The organism is Caballeronia eucalypticola, assembly GCF_047608185.1.
GTDB lineage: Bacteria > Pseudomonadota > Gammaproteobacteria > Burkholderiales > Burkholderiaceae > Caballeronia.
On the sequence record NZ_JBLKRU010000013.1, the window covers coordinates 1 to 23983 of the forward strand.

Consider the following 23983-nt stretch of genomic DNA (forward strand, 5'->3'; position numbering starts at 1 on the left):
CCGTTCTGCGGCGCGTTCGTGCGCTTCGCCCGTGGACTGCAAGTGCCCGATGGCATTGTCGAATACCTGCTTGATGATCAGATGCACAGCACCGCGGGTCAGCATCCGGTGGGCGCCGCCTATCGGCAACAGCAGCGGTGTCGTTTCGCCGCTGTAGGGGAGGGCCGCGAGATCGTAGTGTCGGCGATACCGTGCGAATTCTGTCATTAGTTCCGTCGTTGCTGGAAGCAAACGTTCCTTGTCGCCCTTGCCGGTGATCGACAGCCACCATCGGTCCTGGCCGTTGCGGTCCCGCCGCCTAAAAAAGCCCCCCATCGGATTGCTCACGACTTCCGAAATGCGCAGACCCATCAGATACAAGAGCGAAATCAGCCAGCGCACCCGCGCGTGGTGCTCCTGCTCGCGGGCAGTGTCACGCGGCATCGCGTCGATCGAGGCCTTGACGGCCTGCCAGAGATCGTCCTCCAGGAATCGCGTTACCCGTGGCTTGGCCTTGCGCGTGCGTTGGCGCCACAGAGACAGCGGATTGCCGGCCAGGTAGCCGGCGTTCACCAATCAGGCGAAGAACGTATTCAGAATCACAATCGCCTGTCGTTCGCTCGTAGGTGAGAGTGGCCCCGCGAACGGGCGCCAGGATGGGTCTGCGCGGGCCGCTTTGCGACCGGCCATCACCCAGCGCTGCGCCGGTTGCGGGTCGGCCAGAAAGCGCCGATAGAGGAGCAGGTCTTCGTGCGTGAGCGAGGAAACGGGTTTCCTCAATTCTGTGGTCGACCACAGCAGAAGGCGTTCGGACTCCTTAAGGTAGGTGTCGAAGGTCGCTTTTGTGTCGACGAAGCGCGCGAGCCACCCCTTGATGGCGTCGACGTCATTTTGCGCCGCAATTTGAGGACGGTTGCCGAGCGCGCGGTTTGTGCCGAGGCTACCGTCGAGCTCGGACGGCAGAGACAACTGCTCGAGCGGCTTAAGCGACAAAAGGGCGCCGTCGGACACGCGGAGGGGCTCAGAAAATGGCATGGCGAGGTAGGCGTGGCCAATTCAAACATTTCGTTATTTTACCCGACATTATCGTCATAATGTCTAAATTCAGACTATTTATTCAGGATAACAAACGTTATACGTTTGTAATTTTATACTTCGATCTCCGGAAAATACTCGCCATGAACGCTTCGCCTTGGAGCTCAACTGCACGCACGAATTGACCAGTTGCGCGCGCAGTTTCCGAGAACGCAGGATCGGTATCAAGAGGTCTGCGCGCTGCTGTTTTTCTGGCACGGCATCACGCCCACTGTGAACCGGCTCTATCAACCGGTGAAGAAGGGCAGCATGAACGTGCCGGCCGAAGCGTTAACGCGCTTTCGGGCTATGCTCCGCGATCCAGTCCGGATATAAGCCCGCAATCGCCCACTCCGTCAAACACAATATTTGCTTGCATATGGGAGGCGGCCATATGAGAAATGTCATGTTTCGGTGCTGGTGCGATGCGGAGAGCTTCCGTTCCGACAATGGGTGGTCGCCGTGTAACGAACAGAACTGGTGACATTGGACATGCGCGGATTTGACCGATTCAAAGTGATTCAAACCGTCGTGGACAGGGTGCTAAAGCCTGGGCCGGCCGATGCGTTTGCACCTGACAGTGCGCAGGTCGAGCGCTCGGTGCTTCGGCACAAACATGCAGGCGCCGACATGAGTGGAAGTCTGGTTGGTCAAATTCTTGGAGCTTATAACGATGGCGCCCAAAACCGGCGGTAGCCTATCCTGCAATCACTTTTTAAAGGTTCTGTTTTTGTTGTGAACGTTCGTCTTTTCTGCGAGGTTGATCCGCTGAGTTTGCGAGGTTGACTGCCGAATTCTGTTAGCTCTGTGCCAAAAGTCTGTCAGCGCGCTGGCAAGATTGGGATCATTGCGTCTATCGGGTCGGCAAAGTCGACAACGGCAGCATGTCGACCCGGTCACGAAGTTCCTGAGGTGACGGGTGTGAATTTGAGCATGCCTATCCTGCTGGTCGCACAGGTGTATAGCTTCAGTCTGACGGGTTTCCTCGCCGTGTCGGCTAGCTCACGGTCACCGACTTGCGATGTGCTCGCAATAAGTCCGCAGAGCTACCCGATCGAATCTGCCGGCATGGTTGATTGAGGTTCGCTGGCGCGCCGCGCGAAATTGCTCACTCGAAAATGCAGGTTGGCAGATGTAGCGCGTATAGCCATACAGCGCTGCGCACCAGTTTGTCAGCTCGTTGTCTCTAGTCTGCGATATGCCCTCCTGAAAGCTGATGGCTTGGTTGGGGGCGCTAAAAATATTTTTCTGTTCCCTCGTTTTCCTGTGCATTCCGACCGATTCTGGTCACCCAGTTATACCGTTGGCAGGGGTATTGACGAGCCGCTTCGCGATTCGCATGATGGTCCCGAATGCGATGCATGGGAGTGAATCGTGCCGGGTGCAAAAGGCTACACACGGGCGCAGTGGGATGAGTTTGTCCATGCCCTTGAGGCATTACCGGAGAAGCCCAGGAATGAACAACGCGTCACGGTCAGCGATGCGATGAAAGAGATTCGGGCGCATATCACTGCCACCCAGGCGAAAGGCTATACGCTTGAGGAGATTGTTCAGGAGGCAGGGCGTAAGGGGCTCGATGTGAGCATTGGCGCAGTCAAGTACGCGCTGTATCGCCCAGAACCTTCTGACGCAGCATCCAGAACGGCTAATCCGCAGGTAACGCGTGAGGCCGACCAGTCGTCCCGTCCGAAGCAGGCTGTAAAGCGAAAGGGCACGCGCGTAGGTAAGGCGCATGAGGATGCACGACAACAAAGGGGAAGGGGTGTCAACCAGCCGGGATCGATGGAGATTCAGGACGCGTTCTCGTTTGAGATCCGGCCTGATATCGAAAACCTGTAGGAGGTCGGTGATGGATACGGTGCATCCCATTTATCTGGTCGGTGGCAGCAAGGGCGGCGTTGGAAAAAGCATGGTGACGCTTGCCCTTGCGGACTATTTGCAGCGACAGGGTATCCATGCTGTGCTCCTGGAAACTGATACGTCGAATCCCGATGTCATGAAAGCGCTCAGGGACGAAATCAAGTGCGCCGCCTACGATCTCGACGATGCAGACGGCTGGATTGGGTTCGTCAACTTCTGCGATGTGCACCGGGGTGCGGCGGTGATCGTCAATACTGCCGCCCGCAATCAGACTGGAGTGACACGGTACGGCGGGACGCTCGCCCGGACGCTGGTTGAACTGGAGCGGCAACTCGTCGTGCTATGGGTGATCAACCGCCAGCGCGACAGCCTTGAGTTACTGCATATTTTCGGGCAGACGTTTCCGGATACCGCGACGCATGTCGTTCGCAACGGCTACTTCGGTGAGCCGGACAAGTTTACGCTGTATCAGGAATCGCAGCTTCGCAAAGCTATCGAGACGAAAGGGCGGTCGCTCGACTTTCCCGATCTGGCGGATCGGGTCGCTGACGAACTGCGCAGTCAACGCATCTCGATCCGCAAGGCGGCTGAGGTCATGCAGATTGGACAGCGTGCGGAGTTGATTCGCTGGCGCGAACTGTGCGATGACATGTTCTCTAAAGTGATCAGCATCGAGGGGATCGGCCATGAGCAATAGGCGGTCGAGGTCCGTCGATCCGCTCGTACGCCTGTTTCGCGAGGTATCGGGGGATGTTCCTGACGGGGCCAGTCTCGCCCGCATGCACCAGGTATCGAGCGCACTGAACCTGCGTGACAACGATGCCTTATGGTCGATTATCGCTGCGCTCGAATACTATGCGCGCCTGTACGAAGCGATGCCAGAACGTATCCGGTGGGCGAGCGAGGGTAGTCTCGAAGCCGCACGCCGGGAAGTCGGTGGCGCGACCGAAGCACTGATGCAGCAGCATCGGGATGCGCTGGAGCGATGCAAGGCGACGATCCAGTTGGCGGAAAGCCTGATACTGGAACATGAGGCGCGGTACCGGGCAGCACTCGCACAACTCAATGAGACGGCAATGCTGGCCTCGACCGAGCGCATGTCACATCAGATAGCGCGCACTGCAGGCAATCGGTTGATCGGTGCCGCAGCGGTTTCGGCTCGTGAGCAACGCGAGCGACTGGACGGCGCGATGACCACGTTCGGGCAGGCGGTTGAGGCAACGGCGGCGCGCGTGGAGGTGATGGCTACACGTATGGAAAAGCGTTTTGCACGCTCGATACGTCGCCTGTTGCTGGCGGGCGGTGCCGTCCTCTGCCTGCTGCTGGTTTCCGGCGGGCTGGCAGACTGGTGGAGCGCGTGTCATCTGGCGGGTGCGGGTTGTCGCACGGTTCAGATGCGGCAGGCAGACGGCAGGCCTCGAAGGACCACCGTCTGCCTTGCCCAGGTGCCAGGGCAACGGATCGGGCCTACACGACGCGCTGGTCAGCTTGCGCGGTGCTCACGCTGGCAGCAGTCGGGAAAGGCCACGGCGGCTGTTTGCTCCGCGTGTCGGGGGACGCGTCTGCATCGCGAGGCGTGTTGTTGACGTTCTCGCCGCCGTTGCATTGATCCGGTTCGGCGTCGCCATCCTCGCCACCCTGCGTCTCGCCTGCGCCGTTCCCGGCATCCGCATTGTCTCCGTCGTCTTCGTCTTTATCGTCGCGGATATGCCATGAGGGTGCGGTCGGGATTGCGCGATCGGTGAGGATTTCCGGGACCCATGCGGTTTTCGCGAGCCGCAGTTCAGCGGCGGCAGCCGCGTCGGCCTTCTTCATCTTGCCGAGGTCGGCGGCAATCTTCGGTGACACGGCGCTGGCGACGACCTCCGCGATGCGCGCCTTGCTGACGTGATCGAAATACGAGGTGCGCGTGGGCGTCCAGTACCGCGTCATGTCAAGGTTCAGTGCGCTCGCGAGCGCATTGATCGCATGCGGCTTTTCGTCGCCCGCGATACCGTCAAGCAGCGCGCCGGTGCAGAAGGCGAGCAGGTCGAGCAGGGTCGTGCCGGGGTCCTGCTCGATCAGCCACGGCAGCAGTTCCGCGCGCCGCGCAGGGAGTTCGCGTTCCCACCGCTCGCGCTGCGCGTCGATGGGACTCCACGCCGCGCTTGCGTGCAGATCGTCCGCCGCGCCGAGCAGACTGTCGCGGTTGCTCGTGCAGGACAGTTTCAGCGCATGCGGTGCGAAACCCGTCCCATAGCCCTCCGGAAAGACTTCCGGAATCAGACGTTGGAGGATGGCGGCGAGGGCGACGGACGGCTGCGCGATGAGTTCCGCGTAAATAGCGGCGGTGCGATGCGCAGTGAGGCGCTGGCAGAGCTTTGCGCTGTGGACCGGCTTCTCCTTCGCTTCGGGTTCCTCTGTCTCGCCAGATGTGCGTTCCGCCTCCGGCGTGCCGGTCACGGTCGCGCCCACTGCATCCAGTGCCGCGCTGTTCTCGCGGCGCACCAGACCCCGTTCGATCACGAGTTCGCCCTGCGGGCTGACCATCACGAATGCGCCCGCTTCGGCCATCTGCTGCCCGTCCCACGTCAGCGTGCTGCTTTCAAGTGCGATGAGGGCAGCGTTCACCCTGTCGATTTCGGCTTCGAGGCGTTCGGCTTGCTCGTAGGCGTTCTCGTCGTCCTCCGACAGTGCTTCGAACTTTTCGGCCAGTTCGTCCTGCTGCGTGGTGAGCGCGTCCATTTCCCGCTGTTCCTCGTCGGTAAGGGGGCGCTGCACCGGTTGCAGCCTGCCGTAGCGGTTCAGCTCGAACACGTCGCGCTCGATACGCTGTTCGGTCCATCCCCAACCCTCGGCGCGGACTTCTTCGGCGGCGGCGTCGAGTTTCGCGGCGGCGAGACGTTGCAGCAGTTCGGCGTCGACAATGTAGCCCGCGTTTTCGTCGTCGCTGAAAAGGTCACGGCGGACAAAGCCGCCTGCTGCCTCGTAGGTGTCGAGGCCGACGAAGCGCACCAGACGGCTGCGGCTCGCGTCGATCTCGGTGCGCGTGATGGCCTGCCGCAGATAGTTGGGCTGGCGCTGCCACTCGTTCGCATCGAACCAGATACGTTCCTGCGTCTCGTGGTCATCTGTGAGAGCGAGCGCCGAAAGCTGGTCAAGCGTGATGGCGTCCTCACGCAGCAGGGCGAGCAGTTTCGGGGAGGCGCTGGCGAGCTTTATGCGCCGTTTGATCGTGATCGGCGCGGCAGAGAAAAGAGCGGCGATGTAGTCGACGCTGCGACCTTCCTCGGCCAGCATCCGGTAGGCGCGCAGCACGTCGAACGGGTCGAGCCCTTCGCGTTCGCTGTTTTCGATCAGCGAAATGGCGAGGGCTTCACCTTCGCTGACGATCCGCACGGGGACCGGATAGTCGGCGGTGATGTCTTTCTGTTGGAACAGCAGGTCGAGTGCCGCCTCGCGGCGCTGCCCAGCACAGACTCCGTATTTGCGCTGCCTGCCGCGCGAGCCCTTCATCTCGTGGATGACGAGGTTTTGTAGCAGGCCCTTAGCGCGGATACTGACGGCAAGGGCTGGAATACCCGTGAGCGGTTTCGTACGGGCATTGAGCGGCGAGGGATGCAGGCTGGAATATGGCACGGACACGACTGGCTGCTCGTTGCCAACAGTGGTTTCGAGTACCGGCGCGGTTTCGGTAGCGTCCGCCGCAATGACGGTGGGTTTGACTTCAAGGGCTTGCATGATTGACTCCAAAAAATGGAAAAGAAAGGTGCCGGGTCAGGGTACTGCGGGATACCGCCAGAACTTGACCCGAATAGGAGTCCTGAAGGTATGAATAGGAAGCCGGGCGGCGATGGGCTGTCGCCCGTGCCGTGCTTACGCCTTCATTTGGCGCATGGCGTCCGCGAGCATCCAGAGCGCGCGGTTCAGTTTCACGTTCTGGTCGATGCCGGTGACGGGACGGGTGGACATGGCGCGCCCGCTGCGCGAGCGACCATGCAGACCGCCCTTGGTCATGTTTTCCTGAATTCGGTTAAAAACGACCCAGAGGTCGTCGCGGTGGTCCTCGAAGCGGCGCACGTTCAGAAGCTGGCTTTCGGTGATCGGAGCGGGCGCGTCGGCGTCGGTCGGGTCGTAGCGCAGCGCGAGCGCAGAGCGGGCAAACGCGAGCTGTTCGTCACGGCTCAGGGTCACGGTCTGCATGCCCTGCTTCTGTTCACAGATCAGGTCGAAACCGTCTAGTAGGTCGAATGCGCCGTTGATGACGTTCTGCACGATGTTGCCCTTGTGGGGTACGCGCACCTCGCCCGCGGTTTCGCCCGCAACCATGCCGTTCTGGCAAACGAACCTGTAGACGCCCCCCAGCATCTGATAGCTGCTGGTGCCATCGTGCGAATTGAGCAGGATGATTTCGTTGACGTCCTCGCCGGTAATCTCACTCGCGGGGCGCATGCGAATCAGGTGTTTTGTGAATTCGCGCTTGTCTTGATCGCGCACACGTGTTTGGCAGACCATGAATGGCTGGAAACCTTCGTTGCGCAGGCCACGCAGCACGTCGATGGTAGGGATATAGGTATAGCGTTCTGAACGGCTTTGATGCTTGCCATCGGAAAAGATGGAGGGGGCGACCCGGCGAATCTGATCGTCCGACAGCGGAGAGTCGGAGCGGAGCGTTGGGGAGCCGTAACGGAAAGAGGATGCGAGTTGCATGGCACTTCTCCAAACAAATGGTTGAATGGGTGTTGCGCTGACCGGGCTCCAAGATTCCGCCCGCCCGTAGGGGTTGGGCTCGTCCCGGTGCAACTCGGGGTTGGCATTGCTGCCGCCAGTCTCCTGAGTTCGCGCCCGTGCGACTGAAGGAGCCGATAGCGGCCCGGCGTCAAGGAACAAGGCGAGGGAGGGGTGCGGGCAACACGGTCCCTCGCCCCTTGACACCGGGCCGCTATCGGCTACTGTCGCGGGTGTCGGGCGGGAACGCTGGAGGCTGGTGGATGCGAAGCTGCGGGTTTGACCGGGATGAGCCGCCGCGCGGCGAGCGCGAAAGTGGAGGCCGCTTGCGGCCTGCAGCTGACCGGGCTTTACAGGATTAAGGTGTTGCGTCAGGGGTTGATGCCCGTCAGGGTCGAGACGCGGTGCGCGGCTCGACGCGAAGCGCGAAGACCCGGCCTGCAGCGTGAGCGGAGGGAGACGCCCAGCCGACAGGCAGTTATAGACGTTGTAATCGTCGCTGCAGCAGGCAGGCATTCCGAATTGACTGGAACTGCGAAAACGCCAGGTTGGAAACGCGAGACATTGCTGGCTCGCATCGACACGACCTGAAAGTGGAAAGCCGAACGATGCTTTGCTATCTCGTCAATAAGCCGATTTAATGCTAATGTAAATGGGTGCGTAACAGGTTGGATTGCGGCGCAGACAAACTAAAATCTGAGAGAGACTGTCGGCGATGGGGAAGCGGTTTTCGGAGGAAATTGCCTACCTGCCAAGCGCCATTCATTGGGCGCTTGAGCAGAACGTGGACCTTTTAGGGCGGGTTCTCGCTGCCCACTCAGGGCGAAGCCTCCTTGCCGTCGGCTCGGGCGGCTCTTCGACGTCTGCCGCTTTTCTCGCCCGACTTCATGAGTTGGAGTTCGGTCGGGTTTCACGTCAGGCAACACCGGTCGACTTGCTTGCGCACGAGACACGACCGGATGACTGCGCGATTGCTCTTGTTTCGGCCGAAGGCAAAAATAAAGACGTTATCGCTGCGGCCCATCAAATGTTGGCGATGGAGGCCCCAGGATTCGCGCTTACCCTTGCGCCAGAAAGCCCACTAGCGCGCAAACTTCTTGCGTGCGGCGCGACCGCTGCTGCGTTCCCAGCTCCATGGGGAAAGGACGGATACCTCGCAACCAATTCCCTCATCGCAACCATGATCCTTATGGCGCGTGGGTACGATATCGATGGCTTGGATCGGTATCTAGCGCAAATCGATGAACAGTGGCTGCGAAGCCGTCGAAGTTATATTGCCGAGCAAGGGCTTGGGGATGCGGTAGCTAGCGGACGTCACATGTGTGTGCTGTATGGCAGAGATGGCATATCTGGAGCAATCGACATCGAATCGAAGATTGCCGAGTCTGCGATCGGCGTGATCCAGACGGTCGATTTTCGACAGTTTGCGCACGGCCGTCACCTGCAGTTGGCAAGTGGTGATCTTGCGCCGTGCTTTGTCTCATTTCAGTCACCTCGAGACCTGAACCTGGCGCAGGCGACCATTGGCAGTTTCCCTTCAGATGTACCTGTCGTTCGGCTCGATCTTCCTGATGGTCACGCGCTTGCTGAAATTGTAAGTGTGATCGATGCGATCCTGATAACCGATATCCTGTCGCGCAGTCGCGGAATTGATCCCGGTCAGCCAGATGTTCCGGAATTTGGCCGCGCCCTGCATGCAACAGACGTTGGCGAGGCCCTTCGCGGGCACGGTGGTTGGCCCCCTGCGCTGGTTCGGAAAGTGCGAAACGTTGAAGCGCCTTTTGCGGCATACGACAAATTCAGGCTTTCCGGTCTTGCGTTTGCCAATCGGCTCGAGCGGGCACGATTTCGCGCGCTTGTATGCGATTTCGATGGAACGTTCTGCAATACAGATCTCCGATTTGAGGGACTCGATGCCGGGCTGGTGTCGCAGATTGAGCGGATCGCAGGAGCCGGGATCCAAATAGGTTTTGCGACAGGTAGAGGAGACTCTCTGCATACTGACCTACGCGCAAAACTGAGTGTGTTGTCTTGGAGCAAAATCACAATCGGTCTTTATAGTGGATCGGTCATATCGGGTCTCGCCGAGGCTCCTCCGGTACAGGGTAAGTCGGATCCAAGATTTGTCGAGCTGACTGAGTGGTTGGACGACTCTACTCTGCTCGGTGCGTTGAAGTCGTCTCCCAAAATTTGCGAGGGACAGTTAAGTCTCAGGATTCGCGACCAATCGTCAAAATACCGGATAGGCGCATACGTCCGTCAATGGCTTGAGGCGAAAGGCTATGTCGGATGGAGAATATTCTATTCGGGCCATTCAATTGATGTTCTCACCGAATCGGCCGGTAAGGACAAGGTAGTGTCGGCAATTTCATCGACGATCGGCTGTAGTTGCGAAGATGAAATTCTCAGAATAGGGGATTCGGGCGACATCGAAGGTAACGATCACGAGTTTCTCAATGAAGGGTTGGGTCTTAGCGTCAGCGGCGTCTCGATCGCGAGGGATGCTTGCTGGAATTTTCTTCCACTTGGCCTTACGGGTGCGCAGGGCACGCGGTTCTACCTCGAAGCGCTAACGGTCGATGGAGGGGAGATGTGTTTTGCACCAGAGTTCATTGACCATGTTCGTGATGTTCTCACGATGCCGAGGATTCGAAAATGAAGGCTCAACTTGCCATGCGTCTTTTGGCAGATCTGCTGCAATGGGATGAGAGTCGTGCAACAGAAGAGTTTGCATGGTTACGGTTGATGGTTAGCGCCAAATATGACCACTACCAGGGCTTCAGCCCAGGATCGCGGTTTTATGTAAATCTGCTCGCCTGGCTGGGGCAGTTCAAGGAAGAGGATCGCGCCACGGCCTACACCTTCATTCGCAGGCGATTGGTGTTTATAAGCCAAAGCGAAATGCACCATTTGGTGGACTTGACAATGCCAGTGCTGCTGCGTTGCATGCGACACCAAGTAGCGAAGCAATTAGGTGTTCCACTATACAAAACATGGGGTAACAACGAAGCGGAACAGCGGCTTGAGTTGATCGGGATTCGGACCCTCTACGTTGGATTGAGCGATGGCGCAAAAATCGACATCTTCCGCCGCGACAATGAGGGCCGGGTTTCGACTGAGCAAGTCGTTGCCGCAAGCGAGATCTCAGACGAGAAGTGGACGAAATTGAACGAAGCGTTACGGGAGCGCTTAGACATCCGGGGATATCCCGGCGAAGAAGCACTATTCGAAAGGGTCTGCTTGATCGATGATTTCACCGCGTCGGGTGCAACGCTGATTCGCCAGAAAGATGGCGAATGGAAAGGGAAGATTCCCGTCTTCTGCGGTCAGAACAGTGGGCGACTTGGCACTTCGCTCACGCGTCAATGCTGCATCCACATCCATCATTATTTGGCTTCCAGTCATGCGACTGGAACCGTGGACGATGCTATCAGTCGCTTTCGAGACGCAACCGGCGCATTCCAATTTGAACTGACGTTTTCTGCCGTTCTTAGTAGTGATATCGTGATTAATGATGCTGGCCCAGCAGACGTGGTCAAATTGCTTAAAGATTGCTACGACTCCTCAATTGAAAACACGCATCTCGGAAAAGATGTCTGGTACGGCTACAGGCAGTGCGGCCTTCCTGTTGTGCTTTACCACAACACACCAAATAATTCGGTAGCGATCCTATGGGCGGCATCTGGATCTCGTCATGCGCCCCCGTCACACCGGATGAAGCCGCTATTCTCCCGTAAAACGCGGCATGCTGACCATGGATAATCCGTTCAAGAAACGCGCAACTGAATACTTCGACGCGCCAGGCGCGTTGCTTTCCATTTTGAGCCCGGAACCCCTCAGACGTTTCTTTGAAAGCAACGCCGCGTCGTTTTTTGATCGCCTTGTTATCGTGGTCGGAACGCCAGGCAGCGGTAAAACAACAATTGCGCGACTGATCGAGCTCGATACCGTGATTGCTTTGTTGAGGTCACTTCCTAGCAGCGATCACAAAGACGTAACTAGTGCGTTGACCGAGTGTCTAGTCATTGCAGATCTTCGGCCGCGAATATTAGCTCTCCGAGTCGCAACCACGCCCGATATGCGAGATATTTGGGAGCTGCCCTATTCGGTTAAGGTAAGAAGTGGTCTTCTGCGATCATTGATCCAGGTTCGCTCAGTGCTTGGATGGTTGAGAAAGATTGAGGCAACGGGCGTCGATCTGTCGAAGGTGAAGATCGTAGCACGGCAAGAATTTGAGGTTCAGTCGAAGCTGATTCACGCCGAGAATACGCCTGACTTTCGTGACCATGCCCGTGCGGTGGAAGCTCAGATATTCAAGATCGTAACGGCGTTAGTGCCTCCCGCAGAGCATCGATTGACGGAGATCGGACCGGAGAGCACCTACGAAGCCTTTTCGATAGTAGAAGCGATTCAAATCCCCCCGATCACGGGAGTGGAGGGTGCAGAAATCACGATGAGACCACTGGTAATTGTCGATGACGCGCACGAATTGCATCCTGAGCAATTCGCGGATATTGAGCAATGGCTGCGCGGGCGGGAACTGAAGGTTGCACGGTGGCTAGTCACGCGTGTTGATGCGATCGGCCACGACGTGTTCCGACAGGCGTTGGCGGTGGATCCGGAGCGGTCTGTCGGCAACGTCGCGGGCAGTACGCCGGATCGCGACTGGGTTCTTAAACTCATGCAAAAGGGCGCGGAGGACAAGCGTGCTTTCAAGGCAACGGTTAAGGACATCTCAAAGCGCTACATAGAACAGATGCCTACGCTGCGGAGACAATCTATCCGTCTAGAGGATTGCCTCTCAACGAGGGACCCTGTGCTGTCGCCCGCGGACACGCAACATCTGGCAGCATCCGTAAAGAAGGTGATCGATGAAAGTGGTTTTGCGGCTAAGCGTGTCGATGTTGTTAAATCGTGGATTCCCTCAAAACTGCCTGCTGACACCCGTCAAGCTTTGCTTAGAATTCTGATACATCGTGAGTCCCGGCGCACCCCCCAGACAGAGCTTTTTACTTCGGAACCGGAGCAACCGGAATCACCACCGGACGAGCAAGCAGCGCCACGCTCAGTGAATGCCTCGTTGATTGCCGGCGCCAATCTCCAACTACTACACGACTACAAAAAGCCCTTCTATTATGGCTTTGACCGTCTGGTTGATGCGAGTAGCGAAAACATCGAGCAGTTCATTCAGCTGGCCGGAGCATTGGTCGAGAATGTTGAAACCAGGATACTGCGGGGACGCGAGCCTCGTCTTGAGGCCAAAGTGCAAAACGAAATTTTAGTGCGACAGGCAGCGTCGACCATTGAGCGTTGGAACTTCCCACACAGTGACGCGGTGCGGCGACTGGTTGAGTTCGTCGCCTCGCGATGCAAGGTCCGCACCCGTGAGCCTAATGCACCGCTAGACGATGGCGCAAACGCATTCGGGATACCTCAATCCGAAATGGATCGCTTCCAGAAGGATGGTGGCAATCTCGTGGTTGTTCTGCATTACGCGCTCGCTTATAACGCGCTCTCTCTGACCGAGAATTACGAGTGCAAACGTCGGACCTGGTGTCTGTTTCAATTGGGTGGACTTCCGATCCTGAAGCACGGATTGACGTTCGGCCGTGGCGGCTTTTGTGAGGGCCACTTGTCGGAACTCATTGCGAGTATTGGTGAATGAGCCGTTTCTCCCGGAACAGGTGCTACGCCCAGAGCGACGCCGATGTGCTTCCGTTCTTGACGGAGCACCTGATGAATTCGAGACGTGTGCTGTTTATCGGGACCGTCGGAATTGACACAAGTAGTCTTTATTTTGCTACTGCTCTCGCTGCTGGAAAAAGCATAGATTTTCGCTTCATGGTGGAGCGTCGCCGCGATAGTTCAAAGACGTTGACCAATATTGGCGCAAGTCACCTTGCGCACCTTGTGAAAGTAATACCTCGAGCCCGAATCAGGTTCGAAGACGTGAGGATCGTGGCTGATGACGGCGCGACGGTAGGAGGGCGTGTCGCTGCTCGCGCGGCGGACGCCTGGTATCAGGAAGAGTATTCCGATATCGTGATTGATGCGACGGGGATGTCGCGCGGCATATGCTTCCCTCTTGTGAAGCAGGCCATCGAACGCAGCATGCGGTCCAACGCAAACGTTCATGTTTTGATGGCGATGAATGACCATCGAGAGGTCAAGCTTGATTCTGAATCTAACGACCGTGCCGAGTGGATGCACGGGTTCCAAGGAACGATGGGGCTTGATGTAAGCGCCGACACTCTAAAACTTTGGGTGCCGCAATTGGCCGAAGATTCACTTCCGCAGATGAACACGATGTTTCAAGCGCTATCGGCAAGCTCGCCCGTTGCGGAAGTATGCCCGATCGTACCCTTCCCATCAGCGCGGCCTCGGCGTGGAGACGATTTGCTCTTTGAATTCGGTGACCGTCTGCTGGGGGACTGGGAAAGCAGCCACCTGAACGTAATTTACGCCCACGAGTCAGACCCAATGGATGTGTACCAGTCGATTTCGAGGATGGACTCAGCGCGAAAGGAAGTGTTCCAAGCGGCCAACCAAAATGCGATTACGGTGCTCTCGCCGAATGGGTGGCGCATGGGCAGTCTCGGAATGCTGCTAGCTGCAATCGACCTAGACCTGCCGATGCTGTATGTGGAGACGATCGGGTATACTACCGCTTCAGCACCGCCTGCAGGGGTGTCTGTTTCAAAGCCTGACCATTTGTGGCACGTTTGGCTTGCTGGGGTCCCATATGACGATTCGATTGAGGTTGCCGGAAAGGTCTGAGGCACGGCCACGCGTAGTCGGCACAGGCTTGCTGGCGCTGGATGTTCTCCTTGGAGAAGGTAAATCGAGCTTGCGAGCCGAATTGGGCGGCTCGGCAGGGAATGTTCTGGCCATCCTTGCCTTCCTGGGCTGGTCAAGCGTTCCGGTTGCGAGACTTGGGGATGATGTTGCTGGGAAGCGGATTCGCCGCGAGTTTGAGGTCCTCCGCGCCGATACGCGTTTTCTAAAGCACGAGCACCAAGCTCACACACCGGTCGTCTATCAGTCGCCTGGCGATCGCGACTGTACACACAAATTCAGTTTCTCGTGCCCCTTCTGCGGACTGAAGCGAGGCTTTGCTGCTGAGGACGGGGATGCTCACTGCCATACCGTGCTGCGACAGATCGAACGACCCGACGTCTTCTATTTCGATCGTGTCACAGACGGGTCGCTTAGTCTTGCAGAAAGCTACCGTCGTCGGGGCGCGTTGGTGGTGTTCGAACCATCCGCCGTCGCTACTGACACTGCAGACTTTCAGCGGGCGATTGATGCGTGTCACGTCTTGAAGTACGCGGACGAGCGAATCGCAGAGTTGGCGGCTTTTGACTGCTCGAGCGTCGAGGTTGTTATCCAGACACTTGGTGCGCAGGGACTTCGCTTCAGGGTAGCGTCGGAGATGCCGGCAGGGAGCTGGCGGACGCTGGCAGCGTTCAAGGTCCCGCATATTAGAGACACTGCGGGAGCCGGTGACTGGTGTACTGCGGGTCTGTTGTACGCATTACACGATGCCCGTTCATCTCCAGAATTGCGTACATCAACGGTAGCGGCGTCTCTTCGGTTTGGGCAGGCACTGGCTGCACTGAATTGCATGCACTTAGGAGCCCGTGGATTGGCCCGGTTTGAGCCGAGGGACAAGCTGCAGGCACTAGCTGCTCTGATGAAGGGGCCTGATCCGGTCGAAGTTTTGGAAACCGAAGGATGGCGCGACGCATGTGAGTCCGCGCACGCCTTTCCGGTGCCGCACTCCGGAGTTGGTTCACATATCTCCTCAGTACAGCCTGCGAAACTATGCTGCGAGCTTTTCCCGGTTTGATTTGCGGCGGGGAACCGCGGGCTTTTTTTTCGTCTGGGAGGGCTTGGTAAGAGAGGTCTGAATCTCAGAACGGACCTCCATCAGCAAGGTTCCTAACATGTTTTTCCCGACACCGTTCACCTGCCCCCAAAGCCGGTTGACCGCATTATCGACGGTTGCTACTTCAGTCAGCTGGGCGTCTCCGGTGGAAAGAAGAATCTCCTGCAAGTCGAGATGCTGAGTAAATTTGGCTGTCAATACTCGCTTCATCCTGTCGAATTTGGTTTTTGACCATTCTGGATGAACGTCCCACACATACAGCCCATGTGCGGCCATCGCGAGCAGTGAGGGTGATGGTGCAGCCATGAGCCATTCACGCACAGAGTCCTTTCGCGGCTTTCCGGCCTGATAAGCGTGTTCCGACGTTGGATACTCGATGCCGTCAAATATGATTGCGCGTTTATACAGGTTACTGAAAACGCCGTAAGGTTTCTGGTTTGCCCGATAGAATTCGATTTCTTGCATCTTTAATCGGCTAGCGCCCGGTGACTTATGAATAGACGGGATCCCGCTGTTTCCCCGCCCGCTAGGACATCACGCCTTTTTCGTGTGGGCAGGGTCAACAAAGCGGACACAGCGGGTGCATTGTATCAAGGGGTTCCGTAATATCGAACGACTAGCGATGATCGTTCGACCCGTTGCCATGTAACTCCCTGTTAACCGGGGGAAGGCGCTGATCAGTACGAGGGGTGGCTTGCGCATACCGGTCGATGGCAGGCATTGTGTTTTGGAGGGTCGACGAAGGTCAGGCTCCTCGAGGCTCAGTGAAACGGCGTCGCTACGTTTGTCTTTCCAGACGTCCTGTATGGCGTCAACTGTGACCGTCGTGACAGAACAATTGTCGCCGCGCGACGTCCTTCCTTTTGGTACTTCGTTGGCTGGCACAGAAGAGTTACGTTCGTACGTACGCCGGCTTAAAAATTGGAGGCCGGACGCTGAGCGCTAACGTGGAGTTCGACCGTGTGTGCGTAGGTAGTGAATTTTACACCTTCGATCTCGTGGATCTCGAGGGTATTGCGGTCGAGTGTTAGCGCCGGAAGACTTTCATCGGTTGCGTTTGACCACGGGCTATGCTCTGACTCGTCAGCTGGATGATCCTCTACCCAGAGCTGTGGTTCGAATCGTATCCCGTCCTCGTCGTGATCGAATAAGCGGACCTGCACACCGTCGGCGTATTTCGTTTCAGAGAGGAGTACCTTGGACGCTTTGTTAAACAGAATGACGTTATGGACGTCCGAGGGTGTTGGTTCCCCTGCTGATTGAACGGATCGGAAGAGTATCCCATCCAGTTCAAGGCGCGGGTGCGTAGCGAGGTAGTCAGCTATGGCCTGCGTGGTAAGGTAGCCCTCGTCGACCAGTTCAGGCATGACTGGCATCGTCAGCTTAGATTCGAGCTGGTTGAGGAACCGGCATCTTACCGACTGCTCGATAGTGGCGGGATCAAACACGCTCAGGGTGGGATCGAGCTTCACCGAGGCGAGCTTCGTCACGTCGAGCAGCCGCAGGGGGCGACTTATCTTGAACGCCGCGACTACAACGTGACTTCCCACCGGCGGACGCACTTCGGAAATCGCGATGGCTGGTTGTGTGGAACCATAGAATACCGACACGCCTTTGGCATTCATTCTCCCAGCCTGTCCGACTCGAGGGGGAGGGGGGCCCAGATGGCGTTCGGGGTGGGCAAGAGCCGCCTCGAGAGCTCCAATCGTTTGAAAAACTCTGGCTCGATAAAGCGTATCTAAAGGGGCAGTTGGGCCCACCTCCACGATTACCGATTTGCCATCGTTTGTCCTGTCGGCCAAGATCGGGCCGAATATGTTTTCCATCGTCTGTGTAGCAAGCGGATTGACGAATCTCGCTTCGCTTCGTAGGCTACGTTCCATTCTTTCCCAGGCCTCACTCAAGGGCTGTGGTGAAGCATCCGTCCTGATAAACCAAGGATTGTCATCGCCATAGCGATGTTCGCACGAACCGCGATCAAACCACATATCGTTCAGTAGTTCTGTCAAGTCTTGTGCGGCTTGCCCGGAGGTCACCAAGAGATTTTCAAGCAGATCGACGAGTTCTTCTCCTTCCGGTGTGTAGTCGTAAATGGTGACCGCATCCGTGAGGCTCGAGATGGAGTAGAAATCCTCAATTACCTTGTCGCACCGCTGTGCGAGATCCCACATTTCGATGGTCGGTCGTGTCTCATCGCAATAGCTGCATGCGACGTCGACGACAGGAGATCGGGCGATTTCGCTGTTGAGGAATCGTTCTCTAATACAGTTCGAACAGATCCGGTTTTCTAGTGGCATTTGCTGTCTGTCTCCATCAACAGGCGCCGCTTGGCCATACCTTAACTGCGTTGAGTGAGCGTCCCGGGACACCGAGGCGGTGTAACTACATCGCAGCAGTGAATATCGTGAGGTATGCGAGAAGTATCGCAGGGTTCAGGGTTGCGGCGAAAATGCCAGAAAATCTTCTATCGCGTGAAATTCAAGCTGCTTGGCTACCTTCTTTGGGGATAGATACTTTGAGATCTCGGCGAAGAGGCCATCCTTGTCTAGCAGATCTTCATCGGTATAAACAAGAATCGGGATTCCCCGTTTGCGGAAGTAGGCCTTCAGTTTCCTCATCTCTTTTTCGAAATTTCCCTTTGCTTCTTCATTGATCTCCTTCTGCGACTTGCCTTTGGTTCCGGCAAGCGCTCCATGGGAGGACCAGGGGGACAGCTCGAAACCGATCTTCGCGAGGGTATGCGGGTTAATAATTGTAAAATCGAGTCTGTACTCGTGCTTTGCGTCCTTTCCTCCATACCTTAGTTCGGGAATGAGCAGCGGAACGTCAAGGGGAGCTGGATTCGTTTTTACAAAATCGCAATAACGCTTCGCAATCTCTCTCTCGTGGATAGAGCCGGAGTTGCGTACCAATGTTTGCCGAAAGAACGCGAGGTATTGATCGACCGACTTGAACCAGATCACATCATCTTCGTCGGGAATCACAAGCCCCGTCTGCAGGACGTGGCCAATGGTCCAATATTTTGGTTTGAAATGTCGTATTTCACTGCGATCGTTCTCCCATGCGCCATTTCGGAAACGTGGGGTGACGAAGATGCCGTACGATGCGTTATTTTGACCAATCCAAATGCTAGCATCCTCGTCCGACGGGCGAGGTTTCGAGAGCGCTTCATAGTTACGCAGGTATGTTCGCGTAAGAAACAAGCGGAGCCACTCCCGTACCTTTTTGTTTTTCTTAACTGGCAGGAATGCGTCGTAGTAGGCGTTACCGGTCCTTGCGAAGATGCCGAGCCCTTCCAAAGTCCGAAGGAACCCCTGGAAATAAAGGGCGACGAACTGCTCCGGGGAGTCGATGACTTCGTTTCGGATGTCGATATATTCGGCGTACTTGCCCCCATATTTTGCGTTCAATGACTGCTCGCTTCTGAAGCCCGTGAGATCGAGCACATCGTCGAGCATTCCGTTGATTTTTTCGGTCAGCGCTGCGATTTGCTGGTTGCGTATCGTTTTTGCCGGATCACGTGTGGCCATGGGTCCTTTGAAAAGGATGGGTGGCTGGGGACAAACAGCTATTTTTTGAAGACAACTGATAACACTTCGAGTCAGTGGAACATTTTAGAGGTCTTTATGTGAGGCTGCATGTCGATGCCCGACGGTGCGAGGACCTTTAGGTGTCACTTGCCGATCAGCATCTTAGCCGGACTCAAGCCGCATAAGCGTCCCTTCGATTCCTCCGTCGTATTCACCGTGATGGAAGGTCTTAATTCGCATTCGGGAGAGGCAGCCTGCTTAGGTTGCAGGGCACACCAATTTCGGCTGTCCCTAAGGGTTCCGATGGGCTCCGCTCCCGTGGAGCCGTACTCAACAACATCGTCGAAGTTGACCGTGTGCGCCGGTTGTGAATGCTAGTGCGGCTGACATCAGTCAGTTCGATAACCTTTGCGATGCGCAGCAATTGAATACCGTCTTTCGGAACCATGTTGAACGTTCCAGGGCTGCATTGAACATGGTTCGATCCTATACCTCGACCATGCACAACATAGACTTGCATCGCGGATGGTCGAGGAGTAGCAACAAAAATCAGGAAGCGGCGCGCTTGACGGTTACCGAATCGCATACGAACGTATCAGAAACATCTGGGATAGGAGGAAGCGGCTTCCCTTTTGGCGGATTTTGGGTTTGGCCGCGTAGATTTTCAACTTCATCCCAGTGTGCCTTGCTAGCTGTTGGGAAGTACCCTGCCAACGACAGTCCTGCTGGCCCCATGACGCAAGCACGGACGATTCGCGTGTCACCAGGGTTGCCCAAAATGTCGCAGTCTCGGGCAATCCAGGTCTTGCTTATGCCGTTGATCTCTACGCGTTCCCCCATTGGATAGGAACCCTTTAGGTTCGGCCACGCACGAGTCAAGCGCAGTTCATAACCCACAGGCAAAGGTTTCAAGATCGTCCCACGAAAGTCGCACTTACCGATGACGTCTCCGCCCGACGGGCTCGTAATCGTGATCCCATAAGAGTCCGCTTCCCCCTGCGAGTCGACAACCTGATCCGCGCGCATCCAGCCGCTCATCCGATTTTCCTCGATCAAGATGTTTATCGACTTCAACGCTTCAAACTTGATTTCCCCGAGGTTCGATATGGGGGCAGAAAGTTTGCTCATAACCAGTTTGCGAAACTCCTTGAAATCGCCAACGTAGTCCTTTTCGCGCACCTTGTCCTCCAACTCCCCCTGATCTTTCTGATCGATCATCTTTTCGTCGAGATACAGGGCAAAAAACGGCTTTCCCGTCGTCACAGCGTAGTCGTACTCAAGGTGGGTATAGCTCTTTTTCGACGTTTTTTCGACGCTGCCATAGCGCCCCCCAAGGATCAACACAAACATGTCACTTTCGTCGATCCACTTCTTGATGACATCCCACTGATCGCGGTTTCCCGACGCGAAGAGTTCCATCCCGGCGGGGATGTGTCCCGCGCTGAGGATCGCTTGTACCGCGGCCTGTCGCTCTTCCTTAAGATCAAGGTAGGTCGACGAGATGAAGATCTGGAATTTTTTCTTGCTCATCGCAACGCTCCGGAACTGCGAATAAAATTCCGTACGTTTTTCCGTACGGAACGAAAGGGGCTTAGACGTTTCGGTCTAAGCCAGTATTTTTATGCTAATCCTGGTGGGTGATACAGGGTTTGAACCTGTGACCCTGCCGTGTGGACGCAAGATATATATCGACCGACTTGAACCAATCACATCATCTTCGTCTGCAATCACAAGCCCGGCAATCTCATCGATGTCGCTTCGCTCATCGTGGAAAGCGCATGTTCACGGCGGGAAAGCCGCGGACAGCACTTCAGCCGCGACCGGCGCGAGACCTTGCCTAAAGCGCTGCCGACCGTGCTCACGCCGCCGAGCGTCTCGCGGCGCAGTCAGTATGCGTTAGTCAGGCCGGCCCGACGTTCGAGAACAGCGAGCCATCCTTTGCCAGGTCACCGCTCGCCTGCACGCGCTTGTTGCGTGCGGCGGCGAAATCGAGCATTCGGTCGATGGCCAATCGCGCACGTTCGCCATTCGCCGGATCGACGGAAATCTCGTTATGCCCGCGTTCCAGCACATCGGCGAGGTTGGCCACGCCATTCATTGCCATCCACGGGCAATGCGCGCAGCTCTTGCAGCTCGCGCTATTGCCGGCGGTCGGCGCCTCGATGAAGATCTTGCCGGGCGCAGCCAGCCGCTTCTTGTCCAGGATGCCGAGATCCGTCGCGACGATGAATGTCTTAGCGTCCCCAGGCGCACGGCGGCGTCGATGAGCTGAGTGGTCGACCTCACCACGTCCGCCAGCGCCGCGTCCGCGAGAAAACTTATCATTTGTAAGATGAAACCTCTATCGGTCCAGTTTTTCTGAGATGTGAGTCAGCGGCAGGCGCGTTCCGGTGGATGATAAAATTGCTATAGTGTTTTAATAGCATAATTCTATGATGGAGTTTCGACGCAGGCAACGCTTGCCTCAATCTGCGCGAAGAAACGAGCCGGGATTAACGCGCGCGAAGTAGATTTTGCCGGTCACACTTTATAATGACGTTATAACAATACTGTGGAGTGTTACCACATGAACGCGAGAGACGACCTTCTTGCTTCAATTGCCGGCACGATCAGCACCTATCGCCAAGGCGAGCTTGCGGTGCCCACGCCGGCGCACGTTGACCGCTGGGCGAACCAGTTCAGCGCTACGGATCAGCTCCTCTTCCTTCGGGAGTTCGATCACGTCATGAAACAGACGTTTCTGACCAAGGAGACCGTCAAAACATTTTTGAGCAACCTGGTTCGGAACGAGAAACTTGCTGGGACGGACCCCGGTGGCTATTGGGCACGGGCGAACGTTCTGCAGATTCAGCGGGCCGGTCAAAGTCAAAGGGCGATGGTCAAGCTTTTTGCCGAAACGCTAGAGCAGCAGTGTGGGCTAACTCTCTCAAACTGCGGGGCGGTGGACGGCGAGTACATCTACATGGATGACGTTCTGTTTACCGGCGGTCGAGTGGCAACGGATTTGCAAGCGTGGATTGCGACACAAGCGCCGGCCAAGGCTGTTGTACATGTGATTCTTATGGCGCTGCACACCGGGGGTAGTTATTACCTCATGAGCAATCGCTTGAAGCAGACGATCGCGAGTTCGAGGAAGGACATCAAGGTCAAGATCTGGCGATTGATCGAGCTCGAAAACCAGCGGAACCGAAAAGACGACTCAGGGGTGCTCTGGCCCGCCGTTATTCCCGACAACCCAGCGGTCCAAAGTTATGTGGCCTCTGAGACCCGCTTCCCGTTGGTGCCCAGACAGCCGGGCGGGAAGCTTGGTGTATTCTCCTCCGAAGAGGGGCGTCAACTGCTGGAACGAGAGTTCCTTATCGCGGGAGTCAGGATTAGGTCGCTGACGCAAACGCCGAAAGATTTTGTCAGACCTCTCGGATGTAGCAGTTTCGGAGTTGGTTTCGGTTCAATGATTGCGACATATCGTAACTGCCCGAACAACTGCCCGTTGGCGATGTGGTGGGGTGACCCCACGGCCGCTTCGGGTGCACTCCATTGGTATCCTCTGCTATCGCGCAAGACCTATGCGGCTCCGGAGAATGTTTTCAATGGCTTCAACGATCTCAAAGTCTGAAATGACCGACAGCTTCCGCTCGTACCATCGCGCGGAGGTCGTTGTCGTCTACAAGACGAAGGAGAGCTTCGGCGGTCTTTCGAACATGGCGTCTGGCTACCCCCTCCAAGTCACCGGGGTACGCATTCTGACGACCGAAGCTTTGTATCAGGCCTGCCGTTTTCCGCATCTTGCTGAGGTCCAGAGGGAGATCATCGGACAGCACAGTCCTATGACCGCGAAAATGAAGAGCAAACCTCATCGGAAGGACTCGCGACCAGACTGGGACGAAATTCGCTTCAAAGTCATGCGGTGGTGTCTTCGGGTCAAGCTAGCTCAGCATTATGAAGAGTTTGGCCGATTGCTACTTGCGACTCGTGATAAACCTATCGTAGAGCAGTCCCGTAAGGACAGCTACTGGGGAGCGATGGTATCGAACGATGACGAAATGTTGATTGGTCAGAACGTCTTGGGTCGACTCTTGATGGAGCTGCGGGAACGTCTCAAAGCAGATGCAGAGGAAAACTTGAAGGTAGTTCGCCCGTTGAATATCCCAGACTTTTTACTAATGGGTAAACCCATTGGGATTGTGACGACTCAAAGTGCCGCGCGCGCGGACAAGCAGCAGCCCGCACTTCTCTGATGAGTCATTGACAGAGCGACCCAAAGCCCATAGCTGAGGCATAGCGCCCCGTTGCTGTGCTGTGGAAGTCCTCTATTCCATCTGCCGGAGCGGCGGGAGCCGCCCCGAGGGGGGAACCCTCGCCTCGGTAAGCTAGGGTGTGTAGTCTTGCGCGGGAGCGCAAGACTACACGTCCGTGACCTTTCGCACCCGAAATACTGAAGCGGCCCATTTTCGGTCGGCTGAGATTTCGTAAATCATAAAAAGGGGCGACAAGTAACGTTGCAGCAGGCCGTCATCTGGCCTGGCGCGATGCCCCTCGCCAGCGCGACACCGGTGATATTCCTTGCCACCAAGAGGCGGATCGAGGCCCGTGGAACCGTGGAAAAAGCTCACCACACCCCAAAGCTGCGGCCGGATATTAGCGAAGCCATTGTCACTAAACGGGCTGAACGCGATCCCGTCGCCGCCCACCGATTTTCGCGGCGCTTGACCACACGTCACAAAAAGCACTTCGCGTCCATAGCCGACCTGAGACAGGTTGGTGCTTTGGCTTGTGACGCTCATGTTTTGTGATGCGCCTTTGAGGAAGCGCATAAGGGTGGATATCGTCAAATGGAATGAACGCCCCCACCCTCAGCGGTCAGGAACGTAGACAGCGGACCCTCACGGGCCAACGGCATCAAGGTGCCAAAATTGGAAGATCATTGAGGTCTTCGCAGGCAAAC

General features: G+C 56.6%; 18 protein-coding genes, 1 tRNA gene and 3 pseudogenes. 11 read left to right on the forward strand and 11 right to left on the reverse strand.

The annotated features are described in order from the left end of the window. Together ACMX25_RS16775 and ACMX25_RS16780 are read right to left on the reverse strand one after the other, a co-directional pair. Positions 1-552, reverse strand: a pseudogene (locus tag ACMX25_RS16775) (tyrosine-type recombinase/integrase); the annotation flags it as partial. A gap of 3 nt (positions 553-555) precedes the next feature. After that, positions 556-990, reverse strand: coding sequence for a hypothetical protein (locus ACMX25_RS16780; RefSeq protein WP_414951119.1), 435 nt, complete (start codon positions 988-990; stop codon positions 556-558). A 1437-nt stretch (positions 991-2427) separates the two neighbouring features. On the opposite strand from ACMX25_RS16780, the gene ACMX25_RS16785 reads away from it, so the two are divergent. From ACMX25_RS16785 to ACMX25_RS16795, 3 genes are read left to right on the forward strand one after another with little or no spacing between them, the layout of a single operon-like run. Further along, positions 2428-2892 carry a hypothetical protein gene (locus ACMX25_RS16785; protein WP_414951120.1) on the forward strand — a complete coding sequence of 155 codons (465 nt, stop codon included), beginning with the start codon at positions 2428-2430 and terminating at the stop codon, positions 2890-2892. Between the two features lie 10 nt (positions 2893-2902). Next, positions 2903-3610, forward strand: a complete 708-nt coding sequence (locus tag ACMX25_RS16790) for a nucleotide-binding protein (protein ID WP_414951121.1) — start codon at positions 2903-2905, stop codon at positions 3608-3610. After that, complete coding sequence (locus ACMX25_RS16795; RefSeq protein ID WP_414951122.1) at positions 3600-4499, forward strand: hypothetical protein; 900 nt, start codon at positions 3600-3602, stop codon at positions 4497-4499. Before ACMX25_RS16790 ends, ACMX25_RS16795 begins: the two co-directional genes overlap by 11 nt. Here ACMX25_RS16795 and ACMX25_RS16800 read toward each other — a convergent pair. Next, positions 4381-6633, reverse strand: a complete 2253-nt coding sequence (locus ACMX25_RS16800) for a ParB/RepB/Spo0J family partition protein (RefSeq protein WP_414951123.1) — start codon at positions 6631-6633, stop codon at positions 4381-4383. The genes ACMX25_RS16795 and ACMX25_RS16800 overlap by 119 nt on opposite strands. A 135-nt stretch (positions 6634-6768) precedes the next feature. Next, positions 6769-7602, reverse strand: a complete 834-nt coding sequence (locus ACMX25_RS16805) for a DUF932 domain-containing protein (protein ID WP_414951124.1) — start codon at positions 7600-7602, stop codon at positions 6769-6771. A gap of 733 nt (positions 7603-8335) precedes the next feature. Here ACMX25_RS16805 and ACMX25_RS16810 point away from each other — a divergent pair. The 5 genes from ACMX25_RS16810 to ACMX25_RS16830 all read left to right on the forward strand — a co-directional run bounded on the left by ACMX25_RS16810 (position 8336) and on the right by ACMX25_RS16830 (position 15469). Beyond that, positions 8336-10279 (forward strand): hypothetical protein, encoded by a 1944-nt coding sequence (locus tag ACMX25_RS16810; RefSeq protein WP_414951125.1) that lies wholly within the window; start codon positions 8336-8338, stop codon positions 10277-10279. Next, entirely contained in the window at positions 10276-11382 is a 1107-nt protein-coding gene (locus ACMX25_RS16815) for a phosphoribosyltransferase-like protein (RefSeq protein ID WP_414951126.1), read from the forward strand. The genes ACMX25_RS16810 and ACMX25_RS16815 overlap by 4 nt, the downstream gene beginning before the upstream one ends. Continuing rightward, positions 11366-13285 carry a hypothetical protein gene (locus ACMX25_RS16820; RefSeq protein ID WP_414951127.1) on the forward strand — a complete coding sequence of 640 codons (1920 nt, stop codon included), beginning with the start codon at positions 11366-11368 and terminating at the stop codon, positions 13283-13285. Before ACMX25_RS16815 ends, ACMX25_RS16820 begins: the two co-directional genes overlap by 17 nt. A 71-nt stretch (positions 13286-13356) precedes the next feature. Beyond that, positions 13357-14397 (forward strand): hypothetical protein, encoded by a 1041-nt coding sequence (locus tag ACMX25_RS16825; protein ID WP_414951128.1) that lies wholly within the window; start codon positions 13357-13359, stop codon positions 14395-14397. 28 nt (positions 14398-14425) lie between these two features. Then, a complete protein-coding gene (locus ACMX25_RS16830; protein WP_414951129.1) occupies positions 14426-15469 on the forward strand; it encodes a PfkB family carbohydrate kinase in 1044 nt (347 codons plus the stop codon). Here ACMX25_RS16830 and ACMX25_RS16835 read toward each other — a convergent pair. From ACMX25_RS16835 to ACMX25_RS16855, 5 genes are all read right to left on the reverse strand, one after another. Further along, positions 15443-15973 (reverse strand): NADAR family protein, encoded by a 531-nt coding sequence (locus tag ACMX25_RS16835; RefSeq protein ID WP_414951130.1) that lies wholly within the window; start codon positions 15971-15973, stop codon positions 15443-15445. The genes ACMX25_RS16830 and ACMX25_RS16835 overlap by 27 nt on opposite strands. A gap of 449 nt (positions 15974-16422) precedes the next feature. Then, positions 16423-17805 (reverse strand): RES family NAD+ phosphorylase, encoded by a 1383-nt coding sequence (locus ACMX25_RS16840; protein ID WP_414951131.1) that lies wholly within the window; start codon positions 17803-17805, stop codon positions 16423-16425. Between the two features lie 135 nt (positions 17806-17940). Then, entirely contained in the window at positions 17941-19038 is a 1098-nt protein-coding gene (locus ACMX25_RS16845; protein WP_414951132.1) for a topoisomerase, read from the reverse strand. 549 nt (positions 19039-19587) lie between these two features. Next, entirely contained in the window at positions 19588-20568 is a 981-nt protein-coding gene (locus ACMX25_RS16850; RefSeq protein ID WP_414951133.1) for a DUF4062 domain-containing protein, read from the reverse strand. 101 nt (positions 20569-20669) lie between these two features. Next, positions 20670-20751 (reverse strand) — tRNA-Leu (locus tag ACMX25_RS16855). A gap of 27 nt (positions 20752-20778) precedes the next feature. Between ACMX25_RS16855 and ACMX25_RS16860 the strand changes: the two are divergent. Then, a pseudogene (locus ACMX25_RS16860) lies at positions 20779-20919 on the forward strand (hypothetical protein); the annotation flags it as partial. 19 nt (positions 20920-20938) lie between these two features. Here ACMX25_RS16860 and nadA read toward each other — a convergent pair. Next, positions 20939-21339, reverse strand: a pseudogene (gene nadA, locus ACMX25_RS16865) (quinolinate synthase NadA); the annotation flags it as partial. Between the two features lie 265 nt (positions 21340-21604). Between nadA and ACMX25_RS16870 the strand changes: the two are divergent. Together ACMX25_RS16870 and ACMX25_RS16875 are read left to right on the forward strand one after the other, a co-directional pair. Further along, positions 21605-22654 carry a phosphoribosyltransferase-like protein gene (locus ACMX25_RS16870; RefSeq protein WP_414951134.1) on the forward strand — a complete coding sequence of 350 codons (1050 nt, stop codon included), beginning with the start codon at positions 21605-21607 and terminating at the stop codon, positions 22652-22654. After that, entirely contained in the window at positions 22629-23276 is a 648-nt protein-coding gene (locus ACMX25_RS16875) for an NADAR family protein (RefSeq protein WP_414951136.1), read from the forward strand. Before ACMX25_RS16870 ends, ACMX25_RS16875 begins: the two co-directional genes overlap by 26 nt. Positions 23277-23441: 165 nt before the next feature. Here ACMX25_RS16875 and ACMX25_RS16880 read toward each other — a convergent pair whose 3' ends face one another. Next, complete coding sequence (locus ACMX25_RS16880) at positions 23442-23852, reverse strand: hypothetical protein (RefSeq protein WP_414951137.1); 411 nt, start codon at positions 23850-23852, stop codon at positions 23442-23444. Positions 23853-23983 lie beyond the last annotated feature (131 nt).

Bases quoted from the DNA above. Each gene is read 5' to 3' on its own strand.
- ACMX25_RS16790 (WP_414951121.1), top strand. From the start codon at position 2,903: ATGGATACGGTGCATCCCATTTATCTGGTCGGTGGCAGCAAGGGCGGC.
- ACMX25_RS16795 (WP_414951122.1), top strand. From the start codon at position 3,600: ATGAGCAATAGGCGGTCGAGGTCCGTCGATCCGCTCGTACGCCTGTTT.
- ACMX25_RS16800 (WP_414951123.1), bottom strand. From the start codon at position 6,633: ATGCAAGCCCTTGAAGTCAAACCCACCGTCATTGCGGCGGACGCTACC.
- ACMX25_RS16805 (WP_414951124.1), bottom strand. From the start codon at position 7,602: ATGCAACTCGCATCCTCTTTCCGTTACGGCTCCCCAACGCTCCGCTCC.
- ACMX25_RS16810 (WP_414951125.1), top strand. From the start codon at position 8,336: ATGGGGAAGCGGTTTTCGGAGGAAATTGCCTACCTGCCAAGCGCCATT.
- ACMX25_RS16815 (WP_414951126.1), top strand. From the start codon at position 10,276: ATGAAGGCTCAACTTGCCATGCGTCTTTTGGCAGATCTGCTGCAATGG.
- ACMX25_RS16820 (WP_414951127.1), top strand. From the start codon at position 11,366: ATGCTGACCATGGATAATCCGTTCAAGAAACGCGCAACTGAATACTTC.
- ACMX25_RS16825 (WP_414951128.1), top strand. From the start codon at position 13,357: ATGAATTCGAGACGTGTGCTGTTTATCGGGACCGTCGGAATTGACACA.
- ACMX25_RS16835 (WP_414951130.1), bottom strand. From the start codon at position 15,973: ATGCAAGAAATCGAATTCTATCGGGCAAACCAGAAACCTTACGGCGTT.
- ACMX25_RS16840 (WP_414951131.1), bottom strand. From the start codon at position 17,805: ATGCCACTAGAAAACCGGATCTGTTCGAACTGTATTAGAGAACGATTC.
- ACMX25_RS16845 (WP_414951132.1), bottom strand. From the start codon at position 19,038: ATGGCCACACGTGATCCGGCAAAAACGATACGCAACCAGCAAATCGCA.
- ACMX25_RS16850 (WP_414951133.1), bottom strand. From the start codon at position 20,568: ATGAGCAAGAAAAAATTCCAGATCTTCATCTCGTCGACCTACCTTGAT.
- ACMX25_RS16870 (WP_414951134.1), top strand. From the start codon at position 21,605: ATGAACGCGAGAGACGACCTTCTTGCTTCAATTGCCGGCACGATCAGC.
- ACMX25_RS16875 (WP_414951136.1), top strand. From the start codon at position 22,629: ATGGCTTCAACGATCTCAAAGTCTGAAATGACCGACAGCTTCCGCTCG.
- ACMX25_RS16880 (WP_414951137.1), bottom strand. From the start codon at position 23,852: ATGCGCTTCCTCAAAGGCGCATCACAAAACATGAGCGTCACAAGCCAA.